This window comes from Saccharophagus degradans 2-40, assembly GCF_000013665.1.
In the GTDB taxonomy this organism is placed as follows: domain Bacteria; phylum Pseudomonadota; class Gammaproteobacteria; order Pseudomonadales; family Cellvibrionaceae; genus Saccharophagus; species Saccharophagus degradans.
Window position 1 is genome coordinate 2,126,290 of the sequence record NC_007912.1, and the last position, 18,706, is coordinate 2,144,995.

Sequence of the window (18,706 nt, forward strand, 5' to 3'; positions counted from 1 at the left end):
CGGGTGGGTTTAAGCGGTGAGCTAAAAGGGTAGCTGTGGTAATATCGCCGTTTTTGAAATTGCGGGTTAAAACCATGAATAGCCAAATTAAAACCATGCTTGAAATGCAGGATGCCATGAATTCTAAGGTGACAAAGGATTGGCGTGGCCAAAACTATGCGTGGTACCGCGCTATATGGATAGAATGCGGCGAGTTGTTAGACCATTACGGGTGGAAGTGGTGGAAGAAGCAAGAGCCAGACATGGAGCAGGTTGTTCTAGAATTGATCGATATTTGGCATTTTGGGCTAAGTATTTTGCTTGTATCTGCCAAAAATAGCGACGAGCTGGCCGCACAAATAGAGGCCGATCTAGTTATTGATGCTTCCGGCGCAGATTTTCGTGAGGCTGTAGAAGTTTTTGCAGAGAAAACCCTCGCCACCAAGAGCTTTAGCGTAGCCAGTTTCGGTGTGTTAATGGGGGCAGCAGGCTTAACGTTTGAGCAGCTATATGCCAGCTATGTCGGCAAAAACGTACTTAACTTTTTTAGGCAAGACAAAGGCTATAAAGAAGGTAATTACATTAAAAACTGGGATGACGGCAGGGAAGATAACGAGCATTTAGCCGAAATAGTACAGCAACTAGACACCAGCAGGGCCGATTTTCGAGATGCCGTCTATAATGCCCTAGATAGCCGATACCCCAAATAAGCTGTAATTTTGCCCTAAACCAATGCTAAAAACTGGGTGTGCACGCAAGTAGTGCGGCCAGAATAGCTAAATTGTGTGAGAAAACGTCATTTTCACGTAAGAATAATGACTTTTCCTACCATTTCTCTATAATTGCGCCCGCTTTAGGGTGCAATGTAAACCCTGAAACCAAATTCAACAGATGGAGAAATCTTGTGAAAGCACCCGTTCGTGTTGCCGTTACCGGCGCCGCTGGTCAAATCAGCTACTCTTTGTTGTTCCGCATCGCCGCTGGCGAAATGTTGGGCAAAGATCAACCCGTAATTCTACAAATGTTAGAAATTACCCCAGCTTTAGAAGCGCTTAAAGGCGTAGCGATGGAGTTGGATGACTGTGCTTTCCCGCTTTTGGCTGGAATGGTATGTTCGGACGACCCAAATGTTGCTTTTAAAGATGCCGATTACGCATTGCTTGTTGGTGCGCGTCCTCGTGGACCAGGCATGGAGCGTAAAGACCTTCTAGAAGCTAACGCTGCTATTTTCTCTGTGCAAGGTAAAGCGATTAACGATCACGCTTCACGCGACATTAAAGTATTGGTTGTAGGTAACCCTGCAAACACCAACGCTTTGATTGCTCAGCGTAACGCTCCAGACATTAACCCACGTCAATTCACCGCTATGATGCGTTTGGATCACAACCGTGGTTTGTCTCAGCTAGCTGCTAAGCTAGACGTAACCTTAGAAGACATCACTAAGATGACTATTTGGGGTAACCACTCTGCTACTCAGTACCCAGATCTTTTCCACACTTTGGTTAAAGGCGACGTTGCCGTTGAGCAAGTAGAGAAAGATTGGTACGAAAACGACTTTATTCCTACTGTTCAGCAACGCGGTGCAGCTATCATTAAAGCTCGTGGAGCGTCTTCTGCTGCGTCTGCTGCTAACGCTGCAATTTTCCATATGCGCGATTGGGCTTTGGGTACGCCAGAGAACGATTGGGTTTCTATGGGCGTATACAGCGATGGTAGCTACGGTATAGAAGAAGGTTTAATCTACTCTTTCCCATGTGTTTGCAAAAACGGCGACTGGGAAATTGTTCAAGGTTTAACTATCGATGAGTTTTCTCGCGCTAAAATGACCGCGACTGAAAATGAATTAAAAGAAGAGCGCGACGCTGTAAAATCTTTGTTGCCTGCTTAATTTTTAATTAGTTTTCTGTTTTAAAAACGCGCGACTTACATCGCGCGTTTTTTTTTGCTTTAATTTCACCAAGTTTTCACCTGCAACCCTATAGATGCTAGATAACTACTATAAAAATAGTTGTTTTAAATTTGGTTTGATAAAAAATATAAAAGTTTTACGTTTAGTTTTAAATACACATTAATTTTAATTAAGGATTTATTATGGCTTTACCTAAAGTAGGCGCAAAAGCACCGGCATTTACGTTACGTAATCAAGCTGGCGAAAAAGTGCGGTTAAGTAGTTTTGCTGGTGAGAAAAATGTAGTTGTATATTTTTATCCAAAAGCGATGACGCCGGGTTGCACAGTTCAGGCGTGCGGTTTGCGTGATAGCAAAAAAGAATTAGAAGATGTTGATGCGGTTGTTTTTGGAATAAGCCCAGACCCAGTTTCAAGGTTGGAAAAATTTATAGAGAAGCAAGAACTAAATTTTGATTTGCTCTCAGATGAAGATCACGCAATTGCAGAAAAATATGGTGTGTGGGGGTTAAAGAAATTTATGGGGCGTGAGTTTATGGGAATTCTTCGCACAACGTTTATTGTGGGAAAGGATGGCAAGATAAAACATGTGTTCGATAAGGTAAAAACCAAGACCCACCACGACGATGTGCTGGCTGTTTTGAAGGATCTTGCCGACTAATGTGTGCATAAATGAACTTGGCGCCATACTGGGAATATGGCGTCAAAATGATTGATAACATGCTATCTAATGTGTACTGTATAGTTAAAATTAATTAATGACGTATAAAGCTTCATTGTGGCGCCTTTGAGACTAGTCGGGGGAGCTTCAAAGAAATACGTTACACCTGTAAGCTGCATTCAGCTTTATATCGCCTTTTAAAACATTTAATTATAAGTGCCTGTAGATCAGGGCACATACGGTGACCGTTTTGAAGCTTGTCCAAAGTAGTAGTCTCCCGGAGGCAGAAGAAGTTTATTTGCCGAGTCAAGACAGTTACGATATGAAGAGCCCGTTGGAGGCAATGGTCTATTCATATCGTATTCTAGCCCACAGTTATAAATACGATTCCTTCAACCAAGCGATAACCAGCCTGCTTGATGCCGGTATTAAAAAGCTCGGCATGGAAACAGCATTGCTTACGCGCCCAGTTTCGGCCCAAATTTTTGAGGTTGTAGCCTGTGGTGGTAAGTGTGAAGGTTTCTATGTTGGTCAGCATTTAAGCCTGCAAGAAACACCTTGTTTGACTGTATTTCAGAAAAATGAGACGTGTGCATACACCAATGTTGAGCGGATGTGTGGCAAAGTGCCAGCTATGGCATATAATCAAACACAAGTAGGTGCGTATCTCGGAACCTACGTGCAGCCCCACTTCGCTGAGCCGGGTGTAATGTGTTTTACGGCGCCAGAAGCGAGGCTAACGGAGTTTAGTGCCGAGGACGTGGTATTTATCGAACTATTGGCTGAAGGAGTGGCCTTTATGACTGATCAACTAAGAGCGCAAGCTCAACGTAAGTTAACTGACCAGGCGATGTTTGCCCTGGGTTCTGTGAAAACATTGGATGAGTATCTCGAACAGGCAAGGTTGCCTGAGGTGTTTGGGGTGCCCGCAAGAGTAGTGGAGGTGCTTCAGCGCCGAATTGGTCATGCTCCCCTAAGTATTGGCCACGTTGCGGAAGAGTTAAATCTTTCAAAACGTACTCTTCAGCGTCGCTTACAGCAGCAAGATGTAAACTTTGCTGAACTGCGTGACCAAGTCCGGTTTCACTATTCCATCGATTACCTTATTAAGCAGCATCAAAGCATCGACAGTATCTCTGCATCGTTAGATTTTTCTGATCGAACTAGCTTTACCAACGCCTTTAAACGTTGGACAGGTCTTTCTCCCAGTACTTTTAGAAAGCTTTTCCGCGATTACGTTTAGCGTTTGACAACCTCTTACCCGATTTGGCTTCTGGCCTTATCGGGTGGTGTCTTTGCGCTTGTCGAAGCACGCCAACTCCGGTAGAGTTACCCGCCTTAAAACCAGTAAGAAAAACCATTAGCTAGAAACATAATGAGGTAAACCCATGGGGTTCTTTATCCAAGACGCTGTTGCGCAAACAGAAACTGCAGGTCAGCCAGGCGGTTGGTTCCAATTCGTACTTCTCGGCGGCTTGTTTTTGTTCATGTATTTCGTGATCATTCGTCCACAACGCAAGCGTCAAAAAGAGCATCAAGAGCTCACCAGTGGCCTTAGCAAGGGCGACGAGGTAGTTACTACGAGTGGCATGCTAGGCAAAATAGTAGAAGTTGATGATAATTACATCACTCTAGAAGTATCGGACAACGTAAAGCTTAAATTCCAAAAGCTAGCGGTGCACGCGGTATTGCCAAAGGGCACTATTAAGTCAATCTAAGTTGTAACAGTCGCACTTGCGTGTAACAACCTAGTTAAAAGGCCGCTTAGCGGCCTTTTTTGTGCCCGATAGCTTTACCTCTTAAAGCAATAAAAGTAATTTATGCCTATGACAACTTATCGACCTGCCAAAACTTCACTTGCTAACCTTCCTACAGCGCTCCAGCCATTAGATCGTGTTTCTCAAATTTTGGGCGGCCCGCGTATTTGGCTTAAAAGAGATGATCTAACGGGCTCTACGTTAAGCGGCAACAAGGTGCGTAAATTAGAGTACGTGGTGGCTGAGGCGCTCTCAAACGGCGCAGATACGCTAATCACTTGCGGCGGGCTGCAATCTAACCATTGTAGAGCTACGGCGCTGGTGGCGGCTCAACTCGGTTTAAAGGCCCACCTTATATTGCGCGGCCAACAAAAGGGCAGTGCTGCCGATGGCAACCTACTGCTAGATGACCTTGCAGGTGCTCAGATATCTCAATATTCAGTTGCAGACTATTCCAAAAATCTAACATCGTTATTCTCCCATTGGCAGAACCATTACGCGCAGCAGGGGCGCAAGGCGTGGTGTATTCCTACTGGGGCAAGCGATGAAATAGGTATTTGGGGGTATATTGATGCGTTTGCTGAGCTAGAAGCTCAGTTGGCAGAGCGAGATATTAACCCTGATTTGGTGGTATGCGCCACAGGTTCGGGCGGGACACAGGCTGGATTAAGTTTAGGGGCCCACATATTGGGGAGTAAAGCAAAGGTTGTGGGTATGGCTGTGTGCGACTCAGAGGCTTACTTTGAGCGCAAAGCTAAACAAGATATAACCCTGTGGCAGCAAAAGTACGGGCAGGCAGCTGGAATATCTGCTCAGCAAGCTACTCAGGTACAAATAAATACTATCGATAAATATATTGGCCCAGGATATGCAAAAGCCTACCCTGAGTTGCTGGAGCGTATTCGCTGGTTGGCAGCCACCGAAGGGGTGGTGCTAGACCCCGTTTACACAGGCAAAGCATTTTATGGGTTGGTGCAAGAAATTAAATCGGGGCGCTGGGCAAATATGAAAGACATTGTATTTGTACACACTGGGGGGATTTTTGGCCTTTTCCCCTATAGAGATGAATTTTAGCTACACCAGAAAAGTGTGAATTTGTATAAATAAAAATAAGCCGGATAAAAATTTAGGGTGGGTAAATGGAACTGTTATTGTCTGTGTTGAACACAGTAAGTGGCTGGGTATGGGGCGTACCCACCTTAGCGCTGATTTTGCTGGTGGGTATATGGCTTACCGTCATTATTCGCGGGGTGTCTATTACCCGCATACCATTTGCGTTTGTGCAGCTAATAAGGGGGCGGTCGGCGAATGGAGAGGGTACGGTAGCGCCTTTTTCCGCGCTGATGATGTCGCTTTCGGCAACTATTGGTACCGGTAATATTGCTGGGGTGGCTACTGCCATTGGTCTAGGCGGCCCTGGGGCGTTGTTTTGGATGTGGTGCAGCGCGCTGTTTGGCATGGCAACAAAATATGCCGAGGCCGTGTGTGCGGTGCACTATCGCGAAAAAAACGCTGAGGGTAAGCACGTTGGCGGCCCGATGTATTACATCAAAAATGGTTTAGGCAAGCGCTGGTTGTGGCTGGCTGCCTGCTTTGCATTTTTTGGCTCGATTGCAGGCTTTGGTATCGGCAACATGGTGCAGGCTAACTCGGTGGCAGATTCGCTCGCCGACGCATTTGGTGTGAACCGTGTAATTACTGCATTCGTGCTTATGATTTTAGTCGGGGCGGTTATCTGGGGCGGCGTAACTCGTATTGCAACGGTTGCTAAAAAGCTGGTGCCGTTAATGGCGCTTTCTTATTTGGTGGCAGGGGTAATTGTACTGGGTGCTAACTTCGCTGAAATTCCCGCTGCAATTGCTTTAGTGTTTAAAAGTGCTTTTAGCCCAGTGGCGGCGCAAGGTGGTTTTGCAGGTGCCGCTGTTGCGCTGGCTATTGAAAAAGGTATTGCGCGCGGTGTGTTTTCTAACGAAGCCGGCTTAGGTAGTGCACCTATTGCACACGCGGCAGCGGCAACTGATAGCCCGGTGCGTCAAGGCACAATTGCTATGTTAGGTACTTTTATCGATACGTTGATTGTGTGCTCAATTACAGGGCTGGCGATAATTGTTAGCGGTGTATGGGCAGGCACAGAGCAGGGGGCGGCAATGTCACAGGCTGCGTTTAACAGTGTATTGCCATACGGCGACAAAATTGTCTCTGTGGCGTTGGTATTGTTTGCTTTCACCACAATAATAGGGTGGAGCTACTACGGCGAGCGCTGCGTAGAATATTTGTTTGGGCGGGGCGCCATACGTGTTTTCCGTTACGCTTGGGTTATGGCTATTCCGGTTGGGGTTATGCTTAAGCTTGAAGTGGTTTGGATCATTGCGGATATTCTAAACGGGTTAATGGCACTGCCAAACTTAGTCGCCCTGTTGTTGCTTTCTGGGGTGGTAGCAAAACTCACGCGTGAATTTTACGCGTCTAATAAAGTTGAAAAGGCTGCGGATAAATAAATATGGCTAATAATGTTGGCAATAAGCTCGTTATCGCGATCTCGTCGCGAGCGCTGTTCAATTTAGATGAGAGCCATCAAGTTTTTATTAACGAGGGGTTAGAGGCCTACTCAAAGTATCAAATTGAACACGAAGATACGCCTTTAGAGCCTGGTGACGCATTTCCTATGGTGCAAAAGCTATTGGCCATTAACGAGATGCTCGATGGGGAGCCGCGTGTAGATGTGATTTTGCTCTCGCGTAACAGTGCCGATACTGGCTTGCGAGTGTTTAACTCAATAAATCACTATAAATTAAAAATTGCGCGCGCGGCATTTACTGGTGGGGAAAGCCCTTACCGTTATATTGCTCCGTTTAGCAGCCATTTGTTTTTATCGACCGATGCCGATGATGTGCGCAACGCACTAGATAACGGCGTTGCGGCGGCCACCTTGTTAACTGCAAAGCGCGACCCATCCCAGCAGGACCAATTGCGTTTTGCGTTTGACGGCGATGCCGTTATTTTTTCTGATGAAGCCGAGCAGGTGTATAAGCAAGATGGTTTGGATGCGTTTACCAAAAGCGAGATAGCTTCTGCGCGCACCCCGTTGAGTGGCGGGCCTTTTAAATCGTTCTTGGCGGCGCTACAGGGCTTGCAGCAGGAGTTTAAAGGTGGAGAGTGCCCCATACGCACGGCACTGGTTACCGCCCGCTCAGCGCCTGCACACGAGCGCGTTATTCGAACCCTGCGCGCGTGGGATATCCGCATCGACGAGTCGCTATTTTTGGGCGGTTTAGATAAGGGGCAATTTTTGAAGGCCTACGGCGCAGATGTGTTTTTTGATGATCAGCAAAGTCACTGCCAATCGGCAAAAGATCACGTTGCTACAGGCCATGTACCCCATGGTGTAGCGAATAAGTTACTACTTGATAAATAATGGGTTAAAAAAGCAGTAAAGCCAAAAGCTAAAAAATAAAAACTAGTGGCCAGCACCGGCAAAGAAGGCGAATTTAATTCCAATAATAATAAGTAGCGAGGCCAAAATTGGCTGCAAAATGGAATTAGGTACTTTGGCTGCGGCTTTTGAGCCGAGGTGTACGGCGGGGAGCGAGCCAATAAGCAAGCCGCCGAGTAATTTGAAATCAATATTGTCGTTAAAAAAGTGCCCAATGCCGGCTATTAAGGTAAGGGGAACTGCGTGGGCGATATCTGTTCCAACTACGTGTAAAGCAGGCAGGCGCGGGTAGAGGGTGAGTAACAAGGCGGCACAAAAGGCGCCGGCGCCTACCGACGATAGAGTTACAAATACGCCAAGTGCTATACCGGCAAAAAATGTAATACTTTTGGAGTGTTTGTGCACCCAGCCAACGCTGAGTTCGGTTGCGGAGGTTTCACCCTGTAGGCGCTGCTTTAAAAATACTACAACGCCCGTAAGAATTAGCATGACGCCAAGAATATTAGACAGCCTTGGGCCGTAGTCGAAATCCCAAGTATTTAGAATATAACTTGTTATTAGGGAGGCGGGCAGGCTGCCAGCTGCTAGCATTAATACTATCTGCCAGCGAATTGTGCCTTGCCGGTGATGCGCGTGCATTGCGCCGGTTTTGGTTGCCGCGGCATAGAGAAGATCGGTGCCAATGGCTATTTTTTCAGGCACGCCAGAAAGTATAAGCAGAGGAGTCATTAATGAGCCGCCACCTACACCGGTCAGACCAACGGCTAAACCGACACCAGCGCCTGCAAAAATATAAAAAAGGATGTCCATATAATGGGAAATTGTGTGATCCGCTGCTAAATTACAATTAGAGTTGGCAAATATAGCTATTTATAACTATTCTTCAAAAGAATATTTTCATATATTTTTATAATCAAATGTGTGGTTGTACATAAATTAGACAATAGGCGTGCAAAATCACACACCCGATAATAATGGTGTGATCGCCAAGCGGAGGGCATATGAAACTGCAGCAGTTACGTTACATTTGGGAAGTCGCTCATCACGAGCTAAACGTATCGGCTACGGCACAGAGCTTGTACACATCGCAACCTGGAATTAGTAAGCAGATCCGGTTGCTAGAAGATGAGCTAGGTGTAGAAATTTTTTCGCGCAGCGGCAAGCATTTAACGCGCATTACTCCTGCCGGGGAGGCAATACTTCGTACTGCGGGCGAGATACTGCGTAAAGTAGAGAGCATTAAGCAGGTTGCGCAGGAATTCAGCAACGAGCGTAAAGGCAGCCTATCTATTGCTACTACGCATACCCAGGCGCGCTACGCTTTACCGCCTGTAATAGGTAAGTTTATTCAAAACTACCCTGATGTTTCGCTGCATATGAATCAGGGTACGCCGATGCAAATTTCTGAAATGGCTGCAGACGGCACCGTAGATTTTGCTATCGCCACTGAGGCAATGGAGCTATTTAGCGATTTAATTATGTTGCCTTGCTACAAGTGGAACCGCTGTATTCTTGTTCCTAAGGGGCACCCACTAACGCAGTTATCGATGCTTAGCTTGGAAGATGTAGCTAAACACCCGCTGGTAACCTATGTATTTGGGTTCACCGGCCGCTCGCGCCTAGATGAAGCATTTTTGGAGCATGGTTTAGCGCCTAAGGTAGTCTTTACCGCGGCAGATGCCGATGTAATTAAAACCTATGTACGCTTGGGCTTGGGCATAGGTATTGTGGCTAAAATGGCCTACAACGAGCAGGAAGACAGTGATTTGGTGGCGCTGGATGCTAGTCACTTGTTCCGTGCTAGCACTACCAAAATAGGTTTCCGCAGGGGCACATTCTTACGCGGCTTTATGTATGAGTTTATAGAGGCGTTTGCGCCGCACCTTACTAAAGAGGTGGTAAACGAGGCATTTAACCGTCATTCCAAGCTTGAATTGGATGAGCTGTTCTCTAATATCGAATTGCCTGAATATTAGGGCGAGAAAAATTAAAAAGGCCAGTAAGAGGTAACTCTTGCTGGCCTTTTTGCGTTTTGGGTAGCGGCGATTACTTGAAACCGCGTATTAATATAGAGGCTGCTACAAAAAAAATACTATAGAAAATCTAGGTCTTGGTTATCGGCCATAATTTCTTTTAGCTCGTCTGTTTCCTCGGTTTTTTGATCGAGAACTTCTTTCACGAACTTCATGTATACGGTGTAGATTACTGGCTCTTGGCCTTCATTTTCGACAATGAAAAATGGGGCGCGATCCACCGAGTATTGCTTAGCTAACACCATGCCTTCACTTGTTTCGTCGCGCTCATCGGCAACTAATACTTGATCGATGCGCACCATTTGGCCGCTTTGCTCAAGTTTATTTAATACATCGCCACATTTTTTACAGGGCGACCCATCTGCAAGTATCTTTTTTACTAAAGTAATTTTCATCGCTGTCGCTCCTATTTTTTAACGTTAGTGGCGTGTAAACCGCATTCTTTCTTGGTGGCTTCTTCCCACCACCAGCGGCCTTCACGCTCATGCTGGCCAGGGCCCGTTGGGCGTGTGCAGGGTTCGCAGCCTATAGAGACAAAGCCTCGATCGTGCAGGCTGTTGTATGGTACGCCTTCAGAGCGAATGTAATCCCAAACCTGTTGTGATGTCCAATTAACCAAGGGGTTAAATTTGGTTAGGGTGTCTCCTGGGCGTGCAAAAACACGATCGTTTTGGATTACCGGAATAGAGGCGCGTGTGCCAGGGCTCTGATCTTTGCGCTGGCCCGTAACCCAAGCGTCTACTTCCAATAGTTTTTTGCGCAGAGGGCCTACTTTGCGTATGCCACAGCATTCTTGGTGATTGTCTTCGAAAAAGCTAAAAAGGCCTTTTTCCGCCACAAGCTTCTGTACTGCGGCAGAATCTGGAAACAACACGTCGAGCTTAATATCGTAGTGTTTGCGTACTTGCTCAATAAATTGGTAGGTCTCTGCATGTAATCTGCCAGTATCTAAACAAAACACCTGAACGCCGGGTTTTATTTTAGAAGCCATATCAACTAGTACAACATCTTCTGCACCGCTAAACGATATTGCGAGGTTGTCGTTTTCGGCAAGCGCGTAAGCGAGTATTTCTTGCGGTGAAGCTTGTTGCAGCTTCGCATCAATATCGGTGAAGTCGATGGTGTTGCTCATTTGTTGATCAGCCTTTGTGGGACAGTTTTGAAAGGTTGGCAAGAATACCAGACGCAAGGGCGGTTTAAAAATAGTGGAAGGTTATACTTATATACCTAAATGCTAGATTGCGCTAAAAAAGGGCAATTACGCCTGCGTATTGGCTATTTTGTTGGCTAAATTGTCGATCATGTTTGCATCGAATGGGGGAAAGCGTTAGATTGGCGGCCCATAAATCCCGCTATTGGGAACAGATATTAACTTAGCTGTGAGGAACAGAAAGTGGAACTAGCATGTTTGGATCTTGAAGGTGTATTGATTCCCGAAATTTGGATTAAATTCGCCGAAAAAACGGGGATTGAAGCCTTAAAAGCCACTACGCGAGACATTTCTTGCTACGACGAGCTGATGACTATGCGTCTTAACGAGCTAGACAAGGCAGGTTTAGGCTTAAACGAGATTCAAGAGGTTATTGCCACGCTTTCACCTTTAGAGGGCGCGCAAGAGTTCATCAACTGGCTGCGCGAGCGCTTTCAGGTAGTTATTTTATCTGACACCTTCTATGAATTTGCCGCTCCGCTAATGGCTCAACTTGGCTACCCAACGCTGTTGTGTCACAAGCTTACCGTAAGCGAAACTGGCAAGATTGTTGGTTATAACATTCGTCAGGCGAACCCTAAGCGTCAGTCTATTGTGGCCTTTAAGTCTTTGTACTATCGCACAATTGCTGCTGGTGACTCATACAACGATACCACCATGCTTGCCGAAGCCGACGCAGGTATATTGTTCCACGCTCCAGATAACGTTATTGCTGAGTTCCCACAATTCCCAGCGGTACACACTTTTGAAGATTTAAAGAAAGAGTTCATTAAAGCGAGTAACAGAGATTTAACGCTTTAATTTTTTAGACTGTGAGTACAAGGCGCCCTAGGCTAAGTCTACGGCGCCTTTTTTATTTGAGAATGGCTAAAAACTTATCTATTTTTTGAATGCTTTCGTCAAATTCGGCGCTAGCGTCCGAGTCCGCGACTATCCCGCCACCGCCACAACAGTAAATTGTGTTGTTATCCAAAAGTGCAGTTCGAATAGCTATATTTGAGTCTAAATCGCCGTGCGCGCTGAGGTAGAAAATACTGCCGCAATAGATATGTCGCGCATGGGGTTCGAGTTGATTAATAATTTCCATCGAGCGTTTTTTTGGGGCGCCGGTAATTGACCCGCCAGGGAAGCAATCACTTAAAAAATTTAATGCAGATACCCCAGTTTTTACTTTGCCTGTAACGGTGCTTACCAGATGGTGCACATTGGCATAACTTTCTAAGTCGAACAGTTTAGTGGTTTTAACCGAATGTGGTTCGCAGTTTTTACTGAAGTCATTGCGTAGTAAATCTACAATCATTAAGTTTTCTGCACGGTTTTTTTCGCTTAGTAATAACTCATTAGCGAGTTGTTCATCTGCTTGTGGTGTATCGCCACGTGCAGCAGTGCCTTTTATGGGTTGAGTTATTGCTGCGTTGTTTTTTACCGATACAAATTTTTCTGGTGAAACACTCAGAATATTTACAGTTGGAAACATCAAGCAGGCGGAGTAGGGGCTGGGTACCGCCTGACGCATTTTGATGTAAGCATTCAGTGGGTGGCCGGTGTAATTGGCAGAAAATTGCTGCGAGTAATTCACCTGATAGGCGTCACCGGCTGAAATGTAATCTTGTATGGTTGCAATGGCCGTTAAATAATCTTGCGCTTTAGTGGTAGCGTTCCACTTATCAATAACAAAAGGCGGGCGCTGTTTGGCTTGTTCAGCCTGTGCACAAGCACTTAGGCGAGCGTGCAAGTGCTGTACTTTTTGCAGGGGCCAGTTTGGGTGGGTAATCAAATAACTCTGTTTTAAGTGGTGATCTTGCACAACCGCCCAATCGTAGATACCCACCTCGGCAACGGGGTTGTTATGTGTGCAAGGCAGTTTGTATTGGTCGTGTTGGAACTCGTAATTCAAATACCCTATGGCACCACCAATAAAGGGAATATCCAACCCCTGTGGCGCACTTACCGTTGTGAAGTGGTGCGCGAGAGATTCTTCTACTTCTTTTAAGAACTGAGCAGAAGGGCTTGAATGCGTGGCCGATAGAACTGCTACTGGGTTGGCCGAAATAATGTCGTACCGGCCGTAATTAGATAATGGTTTGCCGCTATCTAACCAAACAGGCACACGCTCGTCTGCGAGCTCACTGAAAAATGGCAGGCTAGAGGGTAGGTAGGGTAAGGCTGACAATTGTACTTCTGGCATTCACGTTATCTGAACTGAATTGAAGCGCCATTTTACGGACTTTACCTTCTAATTGCTACGCGCCTGATAGCTGGGTTTCGCTTGGGAGGCTTAACTGCGCGGCTTTCGGTATACCTCCATTCCGGTATAGTATTGTGGATTTTATTCAAAGTGAGGGGTTCATTTTGTTGGAATCTTTTTAAAGAACTTACTGTTGGATGCCCTGATTTGGCGTGCTTTAACCCTTGTGGTTACTAGCTTATTATTGCCGAGGATTTAGTTGGGTAAGAGCAAGTTTGTCTAATTTGGGTTTGCAACCTGTGAAAACGAGTTGCTGTATGCAATTTACGTCACGCTACAATAGTTATATGGAAGAGGTGGTTGTTGCCTTTTTCTTTCAGCTGAAACGTAGCAACAGGATATTGGCGTTCTGAAGTCAAATAGAGAGAAACTATTTTTGCCTGCTGTATTGGGGGCTACGATGCTGATAGTTGACGTGTGCTGTCGAGACGCTGGTTTAAAAATAAGCATGAACTGAAGTTCCAATTCCATTGCTTGCGGTTGGGCAATCTATTCAGCTGGCTGAAAAAAGCCACGCCTGATCAAATACACTCTATTCAAGCATTAAAATATAGTGTGTACGCTTGATTCAATGAGCAAAAGACTGTAAACATGGAGTTTAGCTGGCAGGATTAACGTGTGTTTTATAAATTGGTTTTGCAAATTAGTATTTAGTTTGTCAATTCTGCAAAATTGGAGGTGGATGTGGCATTTGTAGCGTTAGAAAAACTCAGTGTTTTACAAGAAGGCTATAAAAAAGCATTTAAAGTAAATGGGGTAGACCTGCTGCTTATTCACCATGATGATCAAACAGTATTGATTGAAAATCGCTGCCCGCATATGGATGTGCCCTTGGTAACGGGCACGCTAATATACCCCTCTGCAATTCGTTGTCGTGCGCATGGTATCGAGTTCAATCTTAAAACGGGGGAAGCTGGTGGGCCATTGGCGGGCACGCTCGACTGCCTTAAAAAATACCCTTTAGCTTATGAGGGAAATCAGGTGGGGGTTGATCTTTAGCGCTACGGCTGTTTTGCCAATTAAAGACTAAGCCGCTGTAGGTTTGGGTCTGTTTCACTTTGTTTTTGCCAAATGTAGTCAAACTCTTCTATACGGTTTTTAACTTCTAGTTGGTCGTTTAGGTTTAAAAAGCCCTTTAATGCATCTTCGTTGTTAAAAAAGATTATTTGTTTTCTATCTGCCGTAATGCAAGCTGTTTCTGTTGGGTCCACGGTTCTTGCGGTAATACGCACTTGAATTTTAGACGGTAGCCTTTGTGCTAGCTCTATAAGTGGGTGGCGCTTACTATGGAGTGGGCGGCTATTTTGCAACAATACTTTTATTTCGCTGTTGCGGTTGTGGCGAGCTATTTGCGAAAGCTTCTCAATAAATTGGCTGTCGCTATATAAGCTGTGATCTAACTTACTGCTATAAATACGCACCTCTTTGCGGGCGTTTGCAATGCACAGTAACAGCGCGTTTAGCGCATTTTCTCTATCTTCAAATCGTAAAACCGAGTTATCAAATAGTTTTAGAGCATTATTCTGTGTGGCGGCACCTTCGGTGAATAGCGAAAACCGCATGCTCTTATGTTCTATACCTGCATCGAGAAATACATCGCCATATTCACAAAACCCCAATTTTTGATAAAAGCCTAATGCAGAGAGCTGTGCGTGAAGGAATAGGGTGTTGATCCGGTTCGTTTCCCACGCGTGCTTTGCAATGTGACGAAGTAATTGTTGGCCGAACCCTTGGTTGCGGTATTCTGTTAATATTGCAAATCGCCCAATTTGGCCAGATGCGAGCAGGCGGGCGCAGCCTATTGGTTTATTGTTTAGGTAAACAATAAAGTGTTGTGCGTGCTCATCTTCGGTGTCCCACTCTTCGTGCTCTGCAACGCCTTGTTCTTCTATAAATACGGTTCGGCGAATCGAACTCAAAATACTGCTGGCTTCTTGCCAATTAACAGTTTGTACTTTTAGGGTTTGATGGTTGTTAAGCATAGAAAGTGTCCTGTTCCTTTCTTGTCTTTATTGGCTGCTTTTTATCTGTCTTATTTCTTTTGTTTGCCTGAATTTACGAAAGCGCGGAATTTAGTTTAGGTTAAGCTAACAAGTAAATATTGTTGGGCGAGGGTATCTAATATTAATTTGTCGGTTTCGCTGCAGCTTAGCCAATCTATTGGCAGGTAGTTGCTTAGGGCGTTTGCCAGCTCTAGCGAGCCAGAATACACTTCGCCATTAATAAATATGTACGCTTCGCTGTTAGAGTCTGCTCGGTAAAACGTTGCTCGCGCAAATGGTGAAAGCGTAAATGGCGTATTCGCCATTTCTTCTGGTTCGATGGTGTTTTCCGCTTCGTCTACCATGCCTGGATTAAGTTGGGTCATACTTTTGCCTAGCCATTGGGCCAAGGCTTGCTCGTCTTGCATGTAAGTTTGCAGTATGTGTTTTAACTGCTCGATAGCATCGCCTGTTATTTCGCCGGCATTTTTATTCGCCGTTAAAAATTGGTCTTGGTAGCGGTTATCTTCCTCAATTTTAGAAGCCACTTCTTGTGAAAAATCTAAAACTATATCTTGGTGGCTTGGGGCGCGAAAGCCTACCGAGTAAGTAATAGATTCGCCTACCGCTGTGCCCCAGTGAGCCAAACCTGGCGGCACGTACAAAATATCACCTGGGTTTAAAACCCAGTCTTCTTGTACATCAAACTCTGTTAGTACTTTCATGGGCGCATTGGCAAGCATTGGGCTTTTGCTGGTGCACTGTTGCCCCAATCGCCAACGCCGCTGGCCGTGACCTTGCAATAAAAATACGTCGTAATAGTCGAAATGAGGGCCTACACCGCCTTTGTCTGGAGCATAGCTAATCATTACGTCGTCTAGGCGCCAATTGGGAATAAAGCGAAATAGGTTTAGTAGCTGGTTCACTTCGGGAGATAATTGATCGACGTGTTGTACCAGTAAAGACCAATAATTCTCGGGAAGTGTTTCGAAAATATCTTCTGGTAATGGCCCGTGGGTTACGTTCCATTCGCTGTTAAACGGTGAGCTTTGTGGTGTTTCGGTAATTAAGCGAGAAATTACATCGTCTTCTAAGCAAAGCCCTGCCAGCTCATCTGCACTTAATGGGCTTTCAAAGTTGGGTAGGGCTTGGCGAATAAGTAGTGGCTTTTTTTGCCAGTAGTCCCGCAAAAACGTTTCTATTGGCATGTCACCAAGGTGGGTAAATGGCCGGAGAGTTTGGGTCATTGTCGCCACCTTAGTGTTAGCGCTATTTAAAATATGTAAAAACTTATTTTGTGAGGGGTAAGTCTAGGCCATGCGATCTTTAATGGCATTTGCTTGCGCCACCGCGTTACCAATATAGGTAGCGGGTGTTAAAGCCATAAGTTCTTGTTTGGCTTGTTCTGGTATTTCTAACGTTTGCACAAAACCTTGGATAACTTCTTGGTTAATGCTTTGGCCGCGGGTAAGTTCTTTTAACTTCTCGTAGGGCTTTTCGATGCCGTAGCGACGCATAACGGTTTGGATTGGCTCTGCCAATACTTCCCACGCGTTGTTTAAGTCGTTTGCCAATGCGGTTTCGTTAATTTCTAACTTACCAATCCCTTTTAGGTTAGAGGCGTAAGCAATAAAGCTATAACCAAAACCCACACCCATATTGCGCAATACGGTTGAGTCCGTTAAGTCGCGCTGCCAGCGAGAAATAGGTAGCTTAGCTGCTAGGTGATTAAATATTGCGTTGGCAATGCCCAAGTTACCTTCCGAGTTTTCAAAGTCGATAGGGTTAACTTTGTGTGGCATGGTAGATGAACCCACTTCGCCAGCGATGGTTTTTTGTTTGAAAAAGCCCAGAGAAATATAGCCCCACACATCGCGGTTAAAGTCGATGAGTATGGTGTTGAAACGAGCAAATGCGTCAAACAATTCGGCAATATAGTCGTGTGGTTCAATTTGCGTGGTGTAAGGGTTCCAGCTTAAGCCAAGGCTTTCTACAAATGTTTTTGCGTTAGCTTCCCAATCTACATCTGGGTAGGCAGATAGGTGGGCGTTGTAGTTGCCTACTGCACCGTTAATTTTGCCTAGTAATTCTACTGCTTTAATTTGCTTAATTTGACGCGCCAAGCGAGCTGCCACGTTAGCCATTTCTTTACCAACAGTACTCGGCGATGCCGTTTGCCCGTGGGTGCGTGAAAGCATAGGCACTGCAGCATAGGCTTGCGCCATATTGGCAATAGCGTCTGTAATTTCTTGCAACACGGGTAGGGCGGCGTCGCGGCCGGCTTTAAGCATTAAACCGTGTGACAGGTTGTTAATGTCTTCTGATGTACAGGCAAAGTGCACAAACTCGTTAATTGCTTGCAGCTCTTGGTTGCTACCGAATTTGTCTTTAATAAAGTATTCCACGGCTTTTACGTCGTGGTTGGTGGTGCGTTCGATGTTTTTAACTGCTAGAGCGTCTTCTTCACTGAAGTTATCTACAATACCGTTAAGCAGGTTGTTTGCTTCTTCGCTAAGCGCTGGCACTTCGGTAATTGCTGGGTGTGCCGCCAATTGTTGTAGCCAGCGAATTTCCACTTCAACGCGGCAACGGATAAGGCCAAATTCGCTAAAAATAGGACGCAAAGCATCGGTTTTACTGCCGTATCGGCCGTCTATTGGGGTAACTGCGGTAAGTGAAGATAAATCCATAGCGTAAAGAGGTCTCGTAGGCTGGAATGAATAGGGCGCTAGGCCCCAAAAGGCGCGGATTTTACCTGAATTTTGCTCAGATTGCAGGTGGGTTTGCCGCTTTATTGATCTAAATTAGCGTTAAACGCCACCTGTAAGGGGTTAGCGTTTAAATTCTAAGTACAGCTCGTGCGTGTGCTTAGCCATTTGGTTGCGATACAGCAAAAGCTGCCATCTGCTGCCGCCTAATTGGCGCCACAGGGTGGCCGAGCGTATGGCGGCCAACAACAACACGCGAATTTGCGAGGCAACACGCGTTTGCTGCAAGTAGGTGGCTTCACCTGTAACCTGAATGCGGTAGGGGAATTTACTGAGTGTGTCGGTATATATCTCTGCAATGTTGCTTATTACATTGTCGTGGGTAATGCCAAAATGCTGCGCTTGGGTCTCGGCTTTTTCTAAGCGATTACCTATTACGTAGAGCATTTCTTTGCGTTTTATAAGCTTTTTCTGCAGGTGCAGTACGCCCAGAACATAGCGCAGTAAGTCTGCATTTCTTGGGTCGCGATGGTTGTTAAGCAGTTTTTCAAGCTCTTCGAAGGCCTCGGCAAGGTTGTGGCCGCTGCCGTAGGTTGCTTCGGTACTTGCTGGGTTGCGCTCGAACAGGCTGCGAACGCTGGTTTCAAATTCGTCGGTTTTTAAGTAGCCAGTCTTCGCGAGTTGAGCGACTTGTTTGGTGGCTAATACGATACCCGCAAAGGCAATGGTTAGCTCGCGCCAAGATTTACTCAAAATGGTTCCTTATTTAGCTATCTAACGATAAGAGT

Annotated in this window: 19 protein-coding genes; 11 read left to right on the top strand and 8 right to left on the bottom strand. The window is 45.6% G+C overall.

The genetic code is table 11. The features are described from left to right. Nucleotides 1–74 precede the first annotated feature (74 nt). The 8 genes from SDE_RS08680 to SDE_RS08715 all read left to right on the top strand — a co-directional run bounded on the left by SDE_RS08680 (nt 75) and on the right by SDE_RS08715 (nt 7,719). The gene (locus SDE_RS08680; RefSeq protein ID WP_011468138.1) at nt 75–689 is read left to right on the top strand and encodes a dUTP diphosphatase; all 615 of its coding nucleotides are present in this window, start codon (nt 75–77) and stop codon (nt 687–689) included. 194 nt (nt 690–883) lie between these two features. Next, complete coding sequence (locus tag SDE_RS08685) at nt 884–1,867, top strand: malate dehydrogenase (protein ID WP_011468139.1); 984 nt, start codon at nt 884–886, stop codon at nt 1,865–1,867. 203 nt (nt 1,868–2,070) lie between these two features. Beyond that, complete coding sequence (gene bcp, locus SDE_RS08690; RefSeq protein WP_011468140.1) at nt 2,071–2,547, top strand: thioredoxin-dependent thiol peroxidase; 477 nt, start codon at nt 2,071–2,073, stop codon at nt 2,545–2,547. 322 nt (nt 2,548–2,869) lie between these two features. Next, nucleotides 2,870–3,790 (top strand): helix-turn-helix domain-containing protein, encoded by a 921-nt coding sequence (locus SDE_RS08695; RefSeq protein WP_083763119.1) that lies wholly within the window; start codon nt 2,870–2,872, stop codon nt 3,788–3,790. A gap of 145 nt (nt 3,791–3,935) precedes the next feature. Next, nucleotides 3,936–4,265 carry a preprotein translocase subunit YajC gene (gene yajC / locus SDE_RS08700; protein WP_011468142.1) on the top strand — a complete coding sequence of 110 codons (330 nt, stop codon included), beginning with the start codon at nt 3,936–3,938 and terminating at the stop codon, nt 4,263–4,265. A gap of 102 nt (nt 4,266–4,367) precedes the next feature. Further along, nucleotides 4,368–5,378, top strand: coding sequence for a D-cysteine desulfhydrase family protein (locus SDE_RS08705; protein WP_011468143.1), 1,011 nt, complete (start codon nt 4,368–4,370; stop codon nt 5,376–5,378). Nucleotides 5,379–5,443: 65 nt separating this feature from the next. Beyond that, nucleotides 5,444–6,802: an alanine/glycine:cation symporter family protein gene (locus SDE_RS08710; RefSeq protein ID WP_011468144.1), complete on the top strand. Its 1,359-nt coding sequence runs from the start codon at nt 5,444–5,446 to the stop codon at nt 6,800–6,802. A gap of 2 nt (nt 6,803–6,804) precedes the next feature. Continuing rightward, nucleotides 6,805–7,719 carry a 5'-nucleotidase gene (locus tag SDE_RS08715; protein WP_011468145.1) on the top strand — a complete coding sequence of 305 codons (915 nt, stop codon included), beginning with the start codon at nt 6,805–6,807 and terminating at the stop codon, nt 7,717–7,719. A 42-nt stretch (nt 7,720–7,761) separates the two neighbouring features. Here the strand turns inward: SDE_RS08715 and SDE_RS08720 are convergent, their stop codons facing one another. Next, nucleotides 7,762–8,547, bottom strand: coding sequence for a sulfite exporter TauE/SafE family protein (locus SDE_RS08720; RefSeq protein ID WP_011468146.1), 786 nt, complete (start codon nt 8,545–8,547; stop codon nt 7,762–7,764). A gap of 191 nt (nt 8,548–8,738) precedes the next feature. On the opposite strand from SDE_RS08720, the gene cysB reads away from it, so the two are divergent. After that, entirely contained in the window at nt 8,739–9,713 is a 975-nt protein-coding gene (gene cysB, locus SDE_RS08725) for an HTH-type transcriptional regulator CysB (protein WP_011468147.1), read from the top strand. A gap of 116 nt (nt 9,714–9,829) precedes the next feature. On the opposite strand, the gene SDE_RS08730 is transcribed toward cysB, so the two are convergent. Next, complete coding sequence (locus SDE_RS08730; protein ID WP_011468148.1) at nt 9,830–10,165, bottom strand: hypothetical protein; 336 nt, start codon at nt 10,163–10,165, stop codon at nt 9,830–9,832. Nucleotides 10,166–10,176: 11 nt separating this feature from the next. Next, nucleotides 10,177–10,902, bottom strand: a complete 726-nt coding sequence (locus tag SDE_RS08735) for a phosphoadenylyl-sulfate reductase (protein WP_011468149.1) — start codon at nt 10,900–10,902, stop codon at nt 10,177–10,179. 261 nt (nt 10,903–11,163) lie between these two features. Between SDE_RS08735 and thrH the strand changes: the two genes are divergently transcribed. Next, complete coding sequence (thrH, locus tag SDE_RS08740; RefSeq protein ID WP_011468150.1) at nt 11,164–11,781, top strand: bifunctional phosphoserine phosphatase/homoserine phosphotransferase ThrH; 618 nt, start codon at nt 11,164–11,166, stop codon at nt 11,779–11,781. Between the two features lie 52 nt (nt 11,782–11,833). Here thrH and pabB read toward each other — a convergent pair whose 3' ends face one another. Beyond that, nucleotides 11,834–13,168 (bottom strand): aminodeoxychorismate synthase component I, encoded by a 1,335-nt coding sequence (gene pabB / locus SDE_RS08745; protein ID WP_011468151.1) that lies wholly within the window; start codon nt 13,166–13,168, stop codon nt 11,834–11,836. A gap of 744 nt (nt 13,169–13,912) precedes the next feature. Between pabB and SDE_RS08750 the strand changes: the two genes are divergently transcribed. After that, a complete protein-coding gene (locus SDE_RS08750; RefSeq protein ID WP_041324469.1) occupies nt 13,913–14,227 on the top strand; it encodes a Rieske (2Fe-2S) protein in 315 nt (104 codons plus the stop codon). Nucleotides 14,228–14,247: 20 nt separating this feature from the next. Here SDE_RS08750 and SDE_RS08755 read toward each other — a convergent pair whose 3' ends face one another. From SDE_RS08755 to hflD, 4 genes are all read right to left on the bottom strand, one after another. After that, the gene (locus SDE_RS08755; protein WP_011468153.1) at nt 14,248–15,210 is read right to left on the bottom strand and encodes a GNAT family N-acetyltransferase; all 963 of its coding nucleotides are present in this window, start codon (nt 15,208–15,210) and stop codon (nt 14,248–14,250) included. 95 nt (nt 15,211–15,305) lie between these two features. Further along, the gene (locus SDE_RS08760) at nt 15,306–16,457 is read right to left on the bottom strand and encodes a cupin domain-containing protein (protein ID WP_011468154.1); all 1,152 of its coding nucleotides are present in this window, start codon (nt 16,455–16,457) and stop codon (nt 15,306–15,308) included. A gap of 63 nt (nt 16,458–16,520) precedes the next feature. Then, nucleotides 16,521–17,900, bottom strand: a complete 1,380-nt coding sequence (gene purB / locus SDE_RS08765) for an adenylosuccinate lyase (protein ID WP_011468155.1) — start codon at nt 17,898–17,900, stop codon at nt 16,521–16,523. Nucleotides 17,901–18,041: 141 nt separating this feature from the next. Next, nucleotides 18,042–18,671, bottom strand: a complete 630-nt coding sequence (hflD, locus tag SDE_RS08770) for a high frequency lysogenization protein HflD (RefSeq protein ID WP_011468156.1) — start codon at nt 18,669–18,671, stop codon at nt 18,042–18,044. Nucleotides 18,672–18,706: the final 35 nt, after the last annotated feature.